General features: G+C 59.2%; 14 protein-coding genes. 6 read left to right on the top strand and 8 right to left on the bottom strand.

Features of this window, described 5'->3' with window-relative positions:
- The first annotated feature begins 154 nt into the window (after positions 1–154).
- Entirely contained in the window at positions 155–814 is a 660-nt protein-coding gene (locus FCH38_RS15690; protein ID WP_174374313.1) for a YggS family pyridoxal phosphate-dependent enzyme, read from the top strand.
- A gap of 60 nt (positions 815–874) precedes the next feature.
- On the opposite strand, the gene FCH38_RS15685 is transcribed toward FCH38_RS15690, so the two are convergent.
- Positions 875–1,576: a DUF1013 domain-containing protein gene (locus tag FCH38_RS15685; protein WP_174374312.1), complete on the bottom strand. Its 702-nt coding sequence runs from the start codon at positions 1,574–1,576 to the stop codon at positions 875–877.
- 234 nt (positions 1,577–1,810) lie between these two features.
- On the opposite strand from FCH38_RS15685, the gene acs reads away from it, so the two are divergent.
- The gene (acs, locus tag FCH38_RS15680) at positions 1,811–3,766 is read left to right on the top strand and encodes an acetate--CoA ligase (protein ID WP_111807162.1); all 1,956 of its coding nucleotides are present in this window, start codon (positions 1,811–1,813) and stop codon (positions 3,764–3,766) included.
- Between the two features lie 96 nt (positions 3,767–3,862).
- Here acs and FCH38_RS15675 read toward each other — a convergent pair whose 3' ends face one another.
- From FCH38_RS15675 to FCH38_RS15650, 6 genes are all read right to left on the bottom strand, one after another.
- A complete protein-coding gene (locus FCH38_RS15675) occupies positions 3,863–4,870 on the bottom strand; it encodes a TRAP transporter substrate-binding protein (RefSeq protein WP_149900426.1) in 1,008 nt (335 codons plus the stop codon).
- Between the two features lie 39 nt (positions 4,871–4,909).
- Positions 4,910–6,187 carry a TRAP transporter large permease gene (locus FCH38_RS15670; protein ID WP_174374311.1) on the bottom strand — a complete coding sequence of 426 codons (1,278 nt, stop codon included), beginning with the start codon at positions 6,185–6,187 and terminating at the stop codon, positions 4,910–4,912.
- Positions 6,188–6,191: 4 nt separating this feature from the next.
- Complete coding sequence (locus FCH38_RS15665; protein ID WP_149900428.1) at positions 6,192–6,722, bottom strand: TRAP transporter small permease; 531 nt, start codon at positions 6,720–6,722, stop codon at positions 6,192–6,194.
- Positions 6,723–6,826: 104 nt separating this feature from the next.
- Entirely contained in the window at positions 6,827–7,987 is a 1,161-nt protein-coding gene (locus tag FCH38_RS15660; protein WP_174374310.1) for a fumarylacetoacetate hydrolase family protein, read from the bottom strand.
- A gap of 209 nt (positions 7,988–8,196) precedes the next feature.
- Positions 8,197–8,913, bottom strand: a complete 717-nt coding sequence (locus FCH38_RS15655; protein ID WP_174374309.1) for a FadR/GntR family transcriptional regulator — start codon at positions 8,911–8,913, stop codon at positions 8,197–8,199.
- A 118-nt stretch (positions 8,914–9,031) separates the two neighbouring features.
- The gene (locus FCH38_RS15650; protein WP_174374308.1) at positions 9,032–10,477 is read right to left on the bottom strand and encodes an FAD-binding oxidoreductase; all 1,446 of its coding nucleotides are present in this window, start codon (positions 10,475–10,477) and stop codon (positions 9,032–9,034) included.
- Between the two features lie 217 nt (positions 10,478–10,694).
- Between FCH38_RS15650 and denD the strand changes: the two genes are divergently transcribed.
- The 4 genes from denD (at position 10,695) to FCH38_RS15630 (ending at position 15,473) form a co-directional block, all read left to right on the top strand.
- Positions 10,695–11,681: a D-erythronate dehydrogenase gene (denD, locus tag FCH38_RS15645; protein WP_046799622.1), complete on the top strand. Its 987-nt coding sequence runs from the start codon at positions 10,695–10,697 to the stop codon at positions 11,679–11,681.
- A complete protein-coding gene (locus FCH38_RS15640) occupies positions 11,678–12,580 on the top strand; it encodes an NAD(P)-dependent oxidoreductase (RefSeq protein WP_174374307.1) in 903 nt (300 codons plus the stop codon). The genes denD and FCH38_RS15640 overlap by 4 nt, the downstream gene beginning before the upstream one ends.
- A gap of 9 nt (positions 12,581–12,589) precedes the next feature.
- A complete protein-coding gene (locus FCH38_RS15635) occupies positions 12,590–14,374 on the top strand; it encodes an IlvD/Edd family dehydratase (RefSeq protein WP_149900433.1) in 1,785 nt (594 codons plus the stop codon).
- A 124-nt stretch (positions 14,375–14,498) separates the two neighbouring features.
- A complete protein-coding gene (locus FCH38_RS15630; RefSeq protein ID WP_174374306.1) occupies positions 14,499–15,473 on the top strand; it encodes a threonine ammonia-lyase in 975 nt (324 codons plus the stop codon).
- A 15-nt stretch (positions 15,474–15,488) separates the two neighbouring features.
- Here FCH38_RS15630 and FCH38_RS15625 read toward each other — a convergent pair whose 3' ends face one another.
- A complete protein-coding gene (locus FCH38_RS15625; RefSeq protein ID WP_174374305.1) occupies positions 15,489–16,592 on the bottom strand; it encodes an NAD(P)/FAD-dependent oxidoreductase in 1,104 nt (367 codons plus the stop codon).
- Positions 16,593–16,959: the final 367 nt, after the last annotated feature.

Here is a 16,959-nt window from a genome sequence, read left to right as displayed (position 1 = left end):
TGACCTTCACCATGAAACGACCGGGGCGTCAAGTTTGGCGGGGCGTTCGGGCGTTCAATCTTGGCCAGCGTGCTTCAAATGGTGCTAAACCCGCTTGGCATCAAGGCAATCGGCGTCTAGTTAGCGGTTCGAACGGTTTAAAAAAGGTCTTGTGATGGAAATCGAAGCACGTCTTGAGGATGTCAGGCAGCGCATTGCGGATGTTGCGGAAAAATCCGGCCGCAAGGCAACGGATGTTGCGCTCGTCGCGGTCTCGAAGACATTCGACGCGGAGGCGATCCAGCCCGTCATCGATGCCGGGCAGCGCGTGTTTGGTGAAAACCGTGTGCAGGAGGCGCAGGGCAAGTGGCCTGCCCTGAAAGAAAAGACACCCGCTATCGAACTGCGTCTGATCGGACCGCTGCAATCCAACAAGGCTGCGGATGCGGTGGCTTTGTTTGATGTCGTCGAGAGCGTGGACCGGGAAAAGATCGCCCGCGCGCTTTCCGAAGAATGCGCCAAACAGGGCCGCAGCCTGCGGTTTTATGTACAGGTCAACACCGGCCTTGAACCGCAGAAGGCCGGCATCGATCCGCGTGAAACGGTCGCTTTCGTAGCTTTTTGCCGGGACGACTTGAAACTGTCGGTCGAGGGGTTGATGTGCATTCCGCCGGCGGAGGAAAATCCGGGGCCGCATTTTGCGCTTCTGGCGAAGCTTGCCAGGCAATGTGGCCTTGAGAAGCTTTCCATGGGCATGTCCGGCGATTTCGAAACCGCCGTAGAGTTCGGTGCCACCAGCGTCCGGGTCGGCTCGGCGATCTTCGGCACCCGGTAAAATCCTTAAAACAAAAAACCCGGCACTGCGGCCGGGTTTCAAATGTCGGAAAGACTTCGATCAGTATTGATCGTCCTCGTCTTCGTCCTTCGGTGCAGACTTCAGCGAGGAAAGCTTCTTGAAGACGGCGTCGGCGTCGATCTGCTGTTCTTCCTCGCGCTGGAAATTGTAATCCAGACCTTCCGTCGCCGTTGCTGGCTGCAGCGTGTTGCCGAGTTCTTCGGCTGTTGGCAGCGGGCGGCCGCGCGATGCGCGTTCGACTTCAAGGTCAAGATCGATCTGGCTGCAGAGGCCGAGCGTTACCGGGTCCATCGGCGTCAGGTTGGCCGAATTCCAATGGGTGCGGTCGCGAATCTGTTCGATGGTGGATTTGGTGGTGCCGACGAGGCGCGAAATCTGCGCATCCTTCAGTTCCGGATGGTTGCGAACCAGCCAGAGAATGGCGTTCGGACGGTCCTGACGCTTGGACACCGGCGTATAACGCGGGCCGCGACGCTTTGATTCCGGCACGCGCACCTTCGGCTCGGAAAGCTTGAGCTTGTGGTTGGGGTTGCCTTCGGCACGGGCGATCTCGTCGCGGGAAAGCTGTCCGGTCGCGATCGGATCCAGACCCTTGATGCCCTGCGCGGCTTCACCATCGGCAATCGCCTTGACTTCAAGCGGATGCAGTTTGCAGAACGTGGCGATCTGATCGAACGACAGCGCGGTGTTGTCAACCAGCCATACAGCCGTAGCTTTTGGCATGAGCAATTGTTGAGCCATAGATACAGTCCTTCTGTCCGTCCGCGCCGGGGTCGCGGGCGTGGTATCAACCACTGATTTCCGGGATATTGGCGCTCTATAACCGGATTGCATCATAATTGCAATTCTTTGCAAAACAAATGCCTTTGTCTAATTGCCGTCAGTCATTGACCTGCTATGAATTCACCACATGCCCGAGGTGGGAGTCTCTGGGCGCGCGCTAAAACAAGACATACTTGGTTTCAGGAGGAGTTCATGTCTGCCAAAATCTACCCGGTGCTCAAATCGGCGAAAGCCCGCACGCTCATCGATAATGAGCGTTACCAGAAATGGTATCAGGAGAGCGTCGAGGATCCGGAAAAGTTCTGGGACAAGCACGGCCGGCGGATCGACTGGTTCAAGCCCTATACCAAGGTCAAGAACACTTCCTTTAAGGGAAGAGTGCCGATCAAGTGGTTCGAGGACGGCCTGACCAACGTCTCCTACAACTGTATCGACCGGCATCTGAAGACGCATGGCGAGCGCACGGCGATCATCTGGGAAGGCGACAATCCCTATATCGACAAGAAGATCACCTATAACCAGCTTTATGACTATGTCTGCCGTCTGGCGAATGTGCTGAAGAAGCACGGCGTCAAGAAGGGCGACCGCGTCACCATCTACATGCCGATGATACCAGAAGCGGCCTATGCCATGCTCGCCTGCGCGCGTATCGGTGCGGTGCATTCCGTCGTCTTTGGCGGCTTCTCGCCGGAAGCGCTGGCGGGCCGTATCGTCGATTGCGAATCGACCTTCGTCATCACCTGCGATGAAGGCGTGCGCGGCGGCAAGCCGATCCCGCTCAAGGAAAATACCGATAAGGCGATCGATATCGCCGCCAAGCAATATGTCATCGTCAACAAGGTTCTGGTCGTGCGCCGCACCGGCGGCAAGACCGGCTGGGCGCCCGGCCGCGATATCTGGTACCATCAGGAAATCGCCACGGTTAAACCGGATTGCCCGCCGGCGAAGATGCGGGCGGAAGATCCGCTGTTTATCCTCTACACATCAGGGTCCACCGGCAAGCCGAAGGGCGTTCTGCACACGACGGGTGGTTATCTCGTCTATACGTCGATGACGCATGAATATGTGTTCGACTACAAGGATGGCGAGGTCTTCTGGTGTACGGCCGATGTCGGCTGGGTCACAGGCCATTCCTACATCGTCTACGGGCCACTTGCGAATTGTGCGACGACGTTGATGTTCGAAGGCGTTCCCAACTTCCCGGATCAGGGTCGTTTCTGGGAAGTCATCGACAAGCACAAGGTCAATATCTTCTACACCGCGCCGACAGCGCTTCGATCGCTGATGGGGGCTGGCGACCAGTTCGTCACGCGTTCGTCGCGCTCCAGCATCCGGCTTCTGGGCACGGTTGGCGAGCCGATCAATCCGGAAGCATGGGAATGGTATTACCATGTGGTCGGCGAGGACAAGAGCCCCATTGTCGATACCTGGTGGCAGACGGAAACCGGTGGCATTCTGATATCGCCGTTGCCAGGCGCGACCGATCTGAAGCCGGGTTCGGCGACACGGCCATTCTTCGGCGTGCAGCCGCAGCTTGTCGATGCTGAAGGCAATGTGCTGGAAGGGCCGGCCGACGGCAATCTCTGCATCACCGACAGCTGGCCGGGCCAGTCGCGGTCGGTTTATGGCGATCACCAGCGCTTTGTCGATACGTATTTCTCGACCTATAAGGGCAAGTATTTCACCGGCGATGGCTGCCGGCGCGATGAGGACGGTTATTACTGGATCACCGGTCGTGTCGATGACGTGCTGAACGTCTCCGGCCATCGTCTCGGTACTGCCGAAGTGGAATCGGCGCTGGTATCGCATCATCTCGTTTCGGAAGCGGCCGTGGTCGGTTATCCGCACCCTATCAAGGGACAGGGCATTTATTGTTATGTCACGCTGATGGCGGGGCAGAATGGCGATTATGCGCTGCGCGAGGAGTTGGTGAAGCACGTCCGCAACGAGATCGGGCCGGTTGCGACGCCGGACAAGATCCAGTTCGCGCCGGGCCTGCCCAAGACGCGCTCCGGCAAGATCATGCGGCGTATCCTGCGCAAGATCGCCGAGGACGATTTTGGTGCGCTGGGGGATACGTCGACGCTTGCCGATCCGGCAGTGGTGGAAGACCTCATCGCCAACCGCCAGAACCGCACGGCGTCCTGATTTTCTGGAAAGGCTGCTTCGGCAGCCTTTTTCTTTCTGCAAACGAAAACACCCGGAAGCGAACTTCCGGGTGTTTTTTATTCAATACAGACAGGCTTACTGGCCGCGGATCTTCTTCAGGTCCGCCAGAACGGCGTCAACGACATCGGCGCCGATTTCAGCCTTGTGCTTTTCGTAAACGACCATCGACTTCTCGCGGATACGGGTCTGTTCTTCCGGAGACAGCGAGTTGACCTCGAGACCGGCAGCCTTGATCTTTTCCAGCGACTTCTGGTTCAGTTCGCGGATGACCTTGCGCTCTTCGTCGCGGCCGACGACTGCACATTCGCGCAGGGCCGTCTGTTCTTCAGCCGTATAGCTGTCGAAGATGGGCTTGGAGAAGAGGAAGAGGAACGGCGTGTAGGCGTGGTTTGTCTCGGTGATGTACTTCTGCACCTCGTAGAACTTGGAGGTGTCGATCGTCACATAGGGGTTTTCCTGTGCGTCGATCGCGTTGGTTTCAAGCGCCGAGAAGACTTCGCCGAAAGCCATCGGCGTCGCATTGGCGCCGAGGTTCTGGAAGGTGTCGAGGAAGATGTTGTTCTGCATTACGCGGACCTTGAGGCCCGAGAAATCTTCCCACTTGTTCACGGCGTGCTTGGAGTTCGACAGGTTGCGGAAACCGTTTTCCCAGTAGGCCAGGTTGACGAGGCCCTGTTCTTCCAGCTTCTTGTTCATCATGTCGCCGAAGGCGCCGTCCATGACGGCATCGGCTTCCTTGTCGTTGGCGAAAAGGAACGGCAGGTCGAAGACGCCGAGCGACGGGATGAGGCCGACGAGCGGCGACGACGACGTCACGACGGCTTCCTGAACGCCAGAGCGCAGGGCCTGTGTTGCCTGAAGGTCGCCGCCGAGAGCGCCGCCCCAGAATGCCGTCAGCTTCAGCTTGCCGCCCGACTTGTCGTCGAGGCAGGCCTGCATGGCCTTGATGCCGTTGCCAACCGGGTGGTCCTGGTTGATGCCGTTCGAGACGCGGATGTTGCGGCTGTTGAATTCAGCCATTGCCGGGGCTGCCGCGCCAACGGCGAAAGCGATGGCGGTGGTGGTCAGAAGAAGCTTTCTCATAATATCCTCCCTTGGATTGTGGTCGAGAAAAAGTATCGATTAGCGAAGGTACTGCAGAGGCACCAGGACGATGTCCGGGAAAATCACCAGCAGCGCCAGGACGATGGTTTCGGCAACGAGGAACGGCCAGACGCCGACCGTGACCTTGCCGAGCGGGATGCGCCCGACGCCGCTGACGACGTTCAGTACAACGCCAACCGGAGGGGTAATCAGGCCGATGGCGTTGTTGATGATGAAGAGTACACCGAAATAGATCGGATCGATGCCCGCCTGCTTGACGATAGGCATCAGAACGGGCGTCAGGATGAGGATGGTCGGCGTCAGGTCGAGCGCCGTGCCGACGATGAAAACCAGCACCATCATCGCGGCCATCAGCAGCATCGGGCGATCGATCAGCGGCTCGATATAGCCAGCCACTTCGTTCGGAATATTCGCAGCCGTGATGAGCCACGCGGAGACGAGTGCTGCGCAGACGAGGAACATGATGATCGAGGTGCTCTTGGCAGCACGCAGGAGGACATGAAACAGGTCCGCCGGCTTCAATTCGCGATAGATCACCATGCCGACAAAGAGCGCATAGGCGGCGGCAACGACGGCAGCTTCCGTCGGTGTCATGATGCCGGCCTTGATGCCGCCAAGAATGATGACAGGCATGCCGAGCGCCCAGCCGGCGCGAGCGGTCACGAGCAGACGTTCCTTGCCCGAGGTTTTGGGCAGGGGCTTTACGTTGTCCTTACGCACCACGATCAGCCAGGCGACGATGAGCGATGTGCCCATCAGAATACCCGGAACGATGCCGGCGAGGAAAAGCTGGGTGATCGAGACGTTGGCGGCGACGCCGAAGACAATGAAGGCCATGGACGGCGGAATGACCGGCGCGATGATACCGCCTGCGGCAATGAGGCCGCCGGAGCGCGGGATGTTGTAACCGGCCTTCGCCATCATCGGAATGAGGATCGCGGCAAGGGCTGCGGTATCGGCTGCGGCCGAACCGGAGATGCTGGCCATGATGATGGCTGCGACGATCGCCACGATGCCGAGGCCGCCACGGATATGGCCGACGAGTGCGATCGCGAAGTCGATGATGCGGCGGGAGAGACCACCGGAATTCATCAGTTCGCCAGCCAGGATGAAGAAGGGGATGGCGAGCAGCGTGAAGGTATCGGCGCCCGAGATCATGTTCTGGGCGATGATCGCGGTGTTGAACATGCCCATGTACCACATGAGCACGACGCCGCAGAACATCAGGGAGAAGGCGACGGGAACGCCGATCGCCATGGCCCCCAGCAGAGAGCCGACAAAAACGAAAAGTGTCATGGTATCAGCGCTCCGAAAGCTGTTCGATCGTCAGGTTCTCGCCCGCGAACTGGGCGATTTCGTCTTCTGTGACGCGACCCGTCAGATAACGGTACAGGCGCTCCAGCGCGATGATGAACATCAGGCCGCCGGTGAACATGCCGATGCCATATACCCAGATCATCGAAAGCTTGGTGACGGGGGCATGCATGCTGGCATTGATGGCGGACTGCTTCCAGGTTCCCCAGAAGAAGATGGCGGAACAGGCCAGGATGATGATGTTCGATACGATCATGCAAAAAACGCGGGCGCGGCGCGACAGGAACATCACGAGCGTTTCAATGCCCATGTGGCTGTTTTCGCGAAAGGTCAGCACGGCGCCGATGAAAGTCAGCCACACGAAGAAATAGCGCGACAGTTCTTCAGAGATGTTGATGCCGGAATTCATCGTGTAACGCATGACGACGTTGACGAAGACCATGATCGACATGCCGGCAAGCAGCAGGACGAGAATGATTTCGAGAATCCGGTAAAAGAGATTGATGGTCTTTTGCATTTTCCCCTCCCGAAGAAATATCTGAAGCATTTTCGGCTAAGGATCGCCGCGAATGCTCCACCTATGGGTTTTTCGCAAAAACTGCACGCACCTCTGCTGATCGCTCAGAGTAGCCCGCGTTTCGCCAGATTGCGCATCAGGGCCGCGGTGCCGAATGTCCATTCCGGGCACTCGTCGGTTGTCGCGACCCAATTGATCAACTTGCCGAGCTTGGGCGAGGAGATTTCGACACGGTCGCCCCTGGAGTGGGTGAAACCGAGACCCGGCCCATGACGATCCTTCACCGGCGCGAACATCGTGCCAAGGAAAAAGACGGCTCCGTCAGGATATTGATGATTGCGGTTCAGAAGCTGGGATGCAAGGTTTTCCGGCGTGCGGCTGATCGCCTCCATGGGGCTTACACCCGTCATGGTGAAACCGTCTTCGCCTTCGACCAGAAGCGAAATCTGCGACTTCTTCACGTCTTCGATAGTGAAGCGTCCGTCAAACAGGCGGATAAAGGGGCCGATCGCGCAGGATGCGTTGTTATCCTTCGCCTTGCTGAGCAGGAGGGCGGAGCGGCCTTCGAAATCGCGCAGGTTGACGTCGTTGCCGAGGGTTGCACCGACAATGCGGCCGTCGGAGGCAATGGCGAGCACCACTTCCGGCTCCGGGTTGTTCCATTGCGACTTCGGGTGAACGCCGATCAGCGCGCCGCAGCCAACCGAGGCCATGGCCTGCGCCTTGGAGAATATTTCCGCATCCGGACCGATGCCGACTTCCAGATATTGCGACCAGAGGCCCATTTCCTGGAGCAGCTTCTTCACTTCCGCTGCTTTTTCTGAACCGGCCTCAAGTCCTTTGAGGTTGTCGCCGAGAACCGGAGCCAGCCTTCCGCGAATTTCCTGCGCACGAAGAGGGTCGCCCTTGGCCTGCTCCTCGATCACCCGTTCAAGCATGCTGTCGGCGAAGGTAACGCCTGCGGCCTTGACGGCCTGAATATCGTTGGGAGCGAGGAGTTCGCCGGCCGAGCCGTCGAGAAAGGCGTCGAGCGTGCCGAGTGCGATGAATGTTCCGGTATCGGCAAGCCGCTCCACCAGATCCGTCTTTTCCAGAAGTTCGGACATGGTGGGCGAGATAGAGGTGAGGTCATAAAGCACGCCATCCTTGAGCAGGACGGGGCAGGGGCCGCCTTCGCTTTTCGACCAGACGCGGCCGACGAGCAAAGCGTTTTCATAATCCTCAGGCAGAATTGCAGTAGCGTCGATGGACCTTTTGCCGGTCATATATGTCCTCCCCTTTCAGCCTTCCGACAGGCCGCCTCCTGCGGTCTTATTGTCTGGATGTCTGACAACCTAATCTTATTCTTCTTAGTATGACTTTTGAAGCGAGTCTAGCGGTCTCACCGACAAAATTATCGTCTTTTATCGCTGGTTATCCGCAAAGCCCGGAAACCTGTCCTATAGCTTTACGGTTTACGCGTTTATTTTTCTTTTCAGAAGATATCCAGTTCGAGATTGACCCGGCTTGCGGCGCCGATCAGGTGCTTGCGCATGGCGTTCTTGGCGGCTGTTGCGTCGGCCTTCCCGACGGCCTCGTAGATTGCCACATGTTCGGCGATCGTCACCTCGAGAATGTCACCAAAAACCGCGCGGGAGAAAGCGATGTTGATGGCCGAGCTGATGCGTTCCGCGATGAAACCGAGGAACATCAGAAAATATTCGTTCTGGGTTGCCTCCGCCAGAATGCGGTGAAAGTCGAGATCGGCGGCAACACCTTCCGTCGACCAGTCGTCAGCGGTCTTCATCTTTTCCAGCGCCGCCGCCAGCCGCGCCAGTTGCTGCGGACTGCGGTGCAATGCGGCCAGCCCCGCCGCCTCGATTTCGAGGGGCATACGAAGCTGGAAAAGATCGCGAAAATTTTCAGGGTCGTTCAGACGGGAGCGCTCGATGCGGATGGACAGCCTCTGCCGGGGATCGGTGACGAATGCACCCACGCCCTGGCGGGTTTCGACGAAACCTTCATTGCGCAATTGCGCGATCGCTTCGCGAATGACCGAGCGGCTGACACCGAAGGTTTTTGCCAGAACATGTTCCGTCGGCAGCCTGTCGCCCGGCCCGAGTTTCGAATCATTGATCTCGCGTGCGATCTCCGCGGCGATCCGGCCGGGCAGATGGTCGTTGCGATGTATCTGATTGAACTCCAGCGTCATGATTGCTCCCGTTCCGCAGAAACGATTGGTTCATCTTACCCGCTGCAGGCGACTTCCTCCTTCACCGTCAGCGGGTTTTAAAGGGCGGCGTATTCAGCCGCCCCGTGCCGTTCCTCGATTAGCTATCCGGTTGCAGGCTTATCTGGCAACCGGGATTCATCCGCAAATCGGGGTCGAAGGCATTTTTCAAACCCGTGATCATCCGGCGCTGCACATCCGATAGCCGGCTTTCGAAATCGGAGCGTTTCAGGCGGCCGATGCCGTGTTCGGCGCTGATGCTGCCGACGTAACGGTCGAGGACCTCGTTAACGAGTGTCTTGGACTTGTAGATGAACGCCTCACGCTCCTGCGGTGTCGCACCGTTGGGCGGCAAGACGTTGAGATGGACGTTGCCGTCGCCGACATGGCCATAGGAAACGGCAAGGCATTCCGGCAGTTTTTCCGCAAGTTCCGCTTCGGCCTCGGCCACGAAAGCCGAGAGTTTCGAAAGCGGCACCGAAATGTCGGTACGCATATGGCTGCCGCGCAGCGCCTGACCCTCGTTCATGCCCTCACGGAAAAGCCACAGCGACTGCGCCTGCGCACGCGAGGAGGCAATGACGCCATCCAGCACCAGACCGTCTTCCATGACGCCCTCAAGGAAGCGGCCCATTAGATCGGCGGTATCCACCAGACCGGAGCCGGAAATTTCCATCAGCACATAGGCCGGATAATCGCCGGCGATCGGCATTTTGAGATCGGGTATGGCTTCGATCGCCAGCGTGAAGGCGACGGGCGGCATGAATTCGAAGGCGGACATCAGATCGCAACATTCGCGGCGGGCGCGGCGGTAAAGCTTGATGGCGTCGTCAAGCGAATTGAGGCCAAGCAGCGCGGTTTCGACATGTTCTGGATTGGGGTAAAGCTTGACGGCAACGGCGGTGATGATGCCGAGCGTTCCTTCTGCGCCGATGAAAAGCTGCTTCAGATCGATACCGCGATTGTCCTTGCGCAGGGTCGACAGGCCGTTCCAGATAGTGCCATCCGGCAGGACCACTTCTAGACCCAGCACCAGTTCGCGGGTCATACCGTAACGCAGAACATTGATGCCGCCGGCATTGGTGGAGACGTTGCCGCCGATGCGGCAGCTGCCCTGCGCGCCGAGCGACAGCGGGAAGAACATGCCCTTGTCCTGAACGGCATCCTTGAATTCCGAGAGAATGCAGCCGGCTTCAACGACAGCGGAAAAATCGTCGCTGTCTATGGTGCGGATGGCGTTCATACGCTCAAGGCTCAGCACGACCTGATGTTTGGGAGCATCGGGAATGCCGCCGAGCACCAGTCCGGTATTGCCGCCCTGGGGGATGATGGCGAGGCCGAGTTCGGCGCAGGCGCGCACCGTGTCGGACACTTCCTGCGTTGAGCGGGGGCGGATGACGGCCACGGCCGAACTGGTGACATCCCCGTGCCAGTCGCGGCAATAGCGCAGCATGTCTTCCTGCGATGTCAGCAGCAGAGCTTCGCCAAGCCTGTTCTTCAGCGAGAACCGCAATTCCTCGATATCGTGTTCACTCACGATCGTCATTCCACCCTCTCCGTCCAATCCGCCCTAAAATATGAAGGCAAGGGTTTGTGGCCTTGCTTTTGCCGGCGCCCCTGCTTTTGTTAGTTTGTGAAAAAATACTATTTTCAATCGGATCATATAAGGTTATCAGACAACCTTACAAGCTAATTTATCGGTCCATCGGCCGATGATGTTTTTTCGGTCTCGGGAGAATGACCGGGACACAGAGGAGGAAGACATGCATATCGCAATCATCGGCGCCGCAGGCATGGTTGGCCGCAAGCTGACGCAGCGTCTCGTGAAAGATGGATCGCTCGGTGGCAAGCCGATCGAGAAGTTCACGCTTATTGACGTGTTCCAGCCCGAGGCACCCGCCGGTTTTTCCGGTGCTGTCGATGCGCGCGCAGCTGATCTCTCCGCTCCGGGTGAAGCTGAAAAGCTGGTGGACGCCCGTCCGGATGCCATCTTCCATCTCGCCGCCATCGTGTCCGGCGAAGCTGAACTCGATTTTGACAAGGGCTACCGCATCAATCTCGACGGCACCCGTTATCTCTTCGACGCCATCCGCATTGCCAACGGCAAGGATGGTTACAAGCCGCGCGTGGTCTTCACCTCGTCGATCGCCGTGTTTGGCGCACCGCTTCCCTATCCGATCCCGGATGAATTCCACACCACGCCGCTGACAAGCTACGGCACACAGAAGGCGATTTGCGAGCTGCTGCTGTCCGATTACAGCCGCCGCGGTTTCTTCGACGGTATCGGCATTCGTCTCCCGACCATCTGCATTCGTCCCGGCAAGCCGAATGCCGCCGCCTCCGGCTTCTTCTCCAATATCCTGCGAGAGCCGCTGGTCGGCCAGGAAGCGGTTCTGCCGGTGCCGGAAAGCATTCGCCACTGGCATGCCTCGCCGCGTTCCGCCGTCGGTTTCCTCATCCATGGTGCGACGATTGACGTCGAAAAGGTCGGTCCGCGCCGCAACCTGTCGATGCCGGGTCTCAGCGCCACGGTTGGCGAACAGATCGAAGCGCTGCGCAAGGTCGCCGGTGAAAAGGCCGTCGCCCTCATTCGCCGCGAGCCGAACGAGATGATCATGCGCATGTGCGAAGGCTGGGCGCCCGGTTTCGAAGCCAAGCGCGCCCGCGAGCTGGGCTTCACGGCTGAAAGCTCCTTCGAAGAGATCATTCAGGTGCATATCGAAGACGAACTGGGAGGTTCACTGAAATGAGTGTCGGTGGGGAGGAGAAAAAGCGGTCGGTTGCCTTTATCGGCACGGGCCTGATGGGCGGGCCGATGGCCCGGCGTCTGCTAGGCGCGGGCTTTGCGGTTTCCGTTTGGAACCGTAGCGTGGATAAGGCTGAAGCTCTTGTTGCTGATGGCGCAGTTCTGGCGGCATCGTCGGCGGACGCCGCCAAAGGTGCCGATATCGTCATCACCATGCTGAGCGATGGCAAGGCCGTGGGCGAAGTGCTGTTCGAGGCGGGCGTGGCCGAAGCGCTTAAAAAAGGTGCTGTCGTGATCGACAGCAGCTCGATTGCGCCGCCGATTGCGCGCGACCACTCCTCCCGGCTTGAGGCGCTGGGCATTCATCACGTCGATGCGCCGGTTTCCGGCGGCGTTCCGGGTGCGACTGCCGGTACGCTCGCCATCATGGCCGGCGGTGACGAGGCTCTGATTGCGGATCTTGCCGATGTCTTTGCGCCGATGGGCCGGCTGACCTATGTCGGTCCCTCAGGCGCGGGCCAGCTCTGCAAACTTGCCAACCAGCAGATCGTCGCCATCACCATCGGCGCGGTTGCCGAGGCGATGATGCTTGTGGAAGCGGGCGGTGCATCCCGCGAAGGTTTCCGCAATGCCATACGCGGCGGTTTTGCCGAAAGCCGGATTCTGGAACTGCATGGCGAGCGCATGGTGAAGCGTAATTTCGTGCCGGGCGGCCCGTCGAAGTTCCAGCTCAAGGATCTGAACGGCGTGCTGGCGACGGCGCAGGATCTGTCGTTGACGCTGCCTTTGACTCAGCAGGTAACGCGCGAATTCGATGACTTCGTCGGCGACGGCGGCGCAGATATCGACCATAGCGGCATCCTGCTTTACCTCGAAAAACTCAACAATCGGGAACAGGGCTGAGGCGATCTGATGAGCGACGACAAGACACCCATGCGCCGCCTCCGGTCCCAGGACTGGTTCGACAATCCTGACCATCTCGACATGACAGCTCTCTATCTGGAGCGCTTCATGAATTACGGTGTGACGCCGGAAGAGCTGCGTTCCGGTAAACCTGTCATTGGTATCGCGCAGAGCGGCAGCGATCTCACGCCCTGCAACCGCGTCCATGTGGAACTGGTCAAGCGGGTGCGTGACGGTATCCGCGATGCGGGCGGTATTCCCATCGAGTTTCCGACCCATCCGATGTTCGAAAACTGCAAGCGCCCGACCGCGGCGCTTGACCGCAATCTTGCCTATCTCAGCCTCGTGGAAGTGCTTTACGGTTATCCGCTCGACGGTGTCGTTCTGACGACGGGCTGTGACAAGACCACGCCTTCGGCGCTGATGGCGGCAAGCACGGTCGATATTCCGGCTATTGTGCTTTCCGGGGGTCCGATGCTCGACGGTTATCATGACGGCGATCTGGTCGGTTCCGGCACGGTGATCTGGCGCATGCGCCGCAAATATGGTGCGGGCGAAATCACCCGCGAGGAATTCTTGCAGGCGGCGCTCGAATCTGCTCCTTCCGTCGGCCATTGCAATACCATGGGCACGGCGTCCACCATGAATGCCATGGCGGAAGCGCTCGGTATGTCGCTCACCGGCTGCGGCGCGATCCCGGCCGCTTATCGCGAGCGCGGCCAGATGGCCTATCGCACCGGCCGACGCGCCGTTGAACTGGTTGTCGAAAATATCAAGCCTTCCGACATCATGACGCGCGAGGCGTTTTTGAACGCGATCCGCGTCAATTCGGCAATCGGTGGCTCGACCAATGCTCAGCCGCATCTCGCGGCGATGGCGAAACATGCGGGCGTCGAGCTTTTCGAAGAGGATTGGCAGGTCCACGGTTACGATATTCCGCTGCTGGCCAATGTCCAGCCGGCCGGAAAATGGCTGGGTGAGAAATATCACCGCGCCGGCGGCACGCCGGCGATCATGTGGGAGCTTCTGCAGGCCGGCAAGCTCGATGGAAACTGTCCGACCGTGACCGGCAAGACCATGGCGGAAAATCTGGACGGGCGGGAATCGACCGATCGCGACGTGATCCTTCCCTACGACAAGCCGCTGAAGGAACGGGCCGGTTTCCTCGTGCTCAAGGGCAATCTGTTCGATTTCGCCATCATGAAGACGAGTGTGATCTCGGCGGAGTTCCGGCAGCGTTATCTGAGCGAGCCGGGCCGCGAAGGCATTTTCGAGGGCAAATGTGTGGTGTTCGATGGTTCGGAAGACTATCACGCCCGTATCAACGATCCATCGCTCGGTATTGACGAGCGCACCATCCTTGTCATTCGCGGGGCGGGGCCGCTCGGCTGGCCGGGTTCAGCTGAGGTCGTCAACATGCAGCCGCCGGATGCCTTGTTGAAAAAAGGCATCACCAGCCTGCCAACAATCGGCGATGGCCGGCAATCGGGAACGGCGGACAGCCCGTCAATCCTCAATGCCTCGCCGGAAAGTGCAGCCGGTGGCGGGCTGGCCTGGCTTCGCACCGGCGACGTGATCCGCATCGACTTTAATGAGGGTGCATGCAACGCGCTGGTGCCGGAGGCAGAACTTGAAGCGCGCAAGGCTGATGGCATCCCGGCGGTGCCGGCGGATGCGACGCCCTGGCAGCGCATCTACCGTCAATCGGTGACGCAGCTTTCGGACGGCGCGGTTCTGGATGGGGCTGCGGATTTCCGAAGGATTGCCGAGAAGATGCCCCGGCACAATCACTGATTGGGCAATGATCAGACATGATGAAAATCCCCGACTATGGCCGGGGATTTTTCTTTTCCGGACGGTTTCGCATTTGATTGCGACCTCCTAATGTACCTGCAAATCCGCATCACAGGAGCAGGGCATGACAGATATTTCCATGATCGAGGCGGCGCGTCAGCGCATCGGCAATCAGGCGGTGCGGACACCGCTGCTGTCATCACCGTTTCTGGATGAGATTGCCGGGCGAAAGCTCTTCGTAAAGGCCGAGTGCCTGCAAAGGACGGGTTCCTTCAAGTTTCGCGGCGGCTGGTCAGCCGTCTCCGGCCTGCCTGCCGAGGTGCGTTCTAAGGGCGTGCTGGCTTTTTCTTCCGGTAACCACGCGCAGGGTGTGGCGCTCGCCGCCCGCCTGCACGGCGTTCCCGCCGTCATCATCATGCCCTCCGACGCGCCGAAGATCAAAATCGACAATACCCGCGCCTATGGGGCGGAGGTAGTGCTATATGACCGGGCCAACGAGGATCGAGACGCCATTGGCGACCGGCTGTCGCGCGAACGTGGGCTGACGCTGATCAGGCCTTACGACGAACCTTTGGTCATTGCCGGGCAGGGCACGGTGGGACTGGAGATTGCTGAACAGGGCGCGGAGTTGGGGATCGGTGCGGCAGAGGTTCTGGTGCCCTGCGGCGGCGGTGGCCTCACATCCGGCATCTCGCTCGCGCTTGCCGCGAAAGCACCGAACTACAGGGTCAGGACTTCAGAACCGGAGCGGTTCGACGATGTGGCGCGCTCCCTTGCTGCGGGTAAGATAGAGCGTAACGCCGCGACCTCTGGTTCGATCTGCGACGCTATCGTTACTCCGCAACCCGGTAACATCACTTTCCCGATCATGGCCGGGCTTTGCGGAAAAGGCATTGCCGTGACTGATGAGGAAGCGCTGCGGGCTGCGGTCCTCGCCTTCAACCGGCTGAAGATCGTTGTTGAACCCGGCGGTGCGGTGGCTCTTGCCGCGGCACTTTTCCATAGTGGTGAACTGGAGAGTGAAATGGTGATTGCAGTTGCATCCGGCGGCAATGTCGATCCCGGGATCATGGCGGATGCGCTGTCGCGTTTTGGCTGAGGCGGCAGCCTGAAATTAATACCTGAGCCGTGCCGCAATGTCTGCGGCGATCGCCAGCGAGGCGGTCAGGCCGGGGCTTTCTATGCCAAAAAGATTGACGAGGCCGGCAAGTCCGTGGGTTTCCGGTCCGTCGATGCGGAAATCCATGGCAGGTTCGTCGGGTCCGGAAATCTTTGGCCGGATGCCAGAATAGGCGGGTACCAAGGCACCCTCTGGAAGGCCCGGCCAATAACGCCGTATCGCGTCGCCGAAACCCTCCATGCGGCGGGGATTGACGGCATAATCGATGGTTTCGACCCATTCCACGTCAGGGCCGAACCGGGCCTGACCGGCGAGATCGAGCGTGAGGTGCACGCCAAGGCCGTGGGTATGCGGTGCGGGATAGATGAGCCGTGAAAACGGCGACTTGCCTGCCAGCGAAAAATAGCTGCCCTTGGCAAAACGCGCCTGAGGGATCGCTTGTGCCGACAGTCCCTCGATCTTTTTTGCCACCATCGGCGCGATGAGGCCGGCGGAATTGATGAGCAGGCGGCATGTCAGGCTCATCGGCTCTTTGCCGCCGACATGAACCCGGAAACCCCCGCTGATTGCCTGCGCCCCTTCGAAAGGGGCGTTCAAGGCAAGAGCGGCGCCATGGTCTTCCGCCTCACCGAGCAACGCCAGCATATAACCATGGCTGTCGATGATGCCGGTCGAGGGCGAAAGCAGGGCCGCCCTGCAGGCGAGAGCGGGTTCAAGCGAAAGCGCCTGTCGTTCATCGATCAGCTCCAGGTCTTCACAGCCATTGGCCTCGCCCTTGTCCTTGAGCCCGGCCAGCAGGGCCGTTTCAGCTTCATCTGCCGCCGCGATGAGTTTGCCGCAGCGGCGGTGTGCAACACCGTGGCTTTGACAGAAGGCATAGAGCTTCTTTTTTCCCTCGACGCAGAGGCGGGCCTTGAGGCTTCCGGCCGGATAATAAAGCCCGGCGTGAATGACCTCGCTGTTGCGGGAAGAGGTCGCGGAGCCGAATTCCTTTTCGCTCTCGAGGACGATGACAGAGAGGCCGCGCATCGACAGTTCACGGGCCGCCGCCAGCCCGATTACTCCTGCCCCAATGATGATGGTGTCGATATCCATCATGTCTCCCTGTCCGCAGATAGTTCATTTGAACGAACGCCGCCGCGCTGCGCTAATATTCCGCGATGGGTAGATTGATGCTTGTCGGGAGGCAAGTGGCGACCCCTATTTTTCCCAATTGGCGCTTCTTATGGAATTTTATCTCTACTGGAACAGTAGGGGATGACGCTATTCTCTGGGTGAGATTAACCATTGCCCGTTTGACGGGCCAGACAGGGAAGGGAGCGCACGATGTCTTATTCCAAGGCAGGAAAAGTAAAAGACTTTGTCTCGCAGCCCCAGTCGCCGCGAAGCTGGAGAGATTCGGTTCATGCGGCTCTTGTCGGTGTCTGCGTGGCGTTTGTCGCCGCCGTCATATTCGGTCTCGTTC

The sequence above is a fragment of the Agrobacterium tumefaciens genome (assembly GCF_013337285.1).
Lineage (GTDB): Bacteria > Pseudomonadota > Alphaproteobacteria > Rhizobiales > Rhizobiaceae > Agrobacterium > Agrobacterium burrii.
This window is presented reverse-complemented; position numbering and strand designations above follow the sequence as displayed.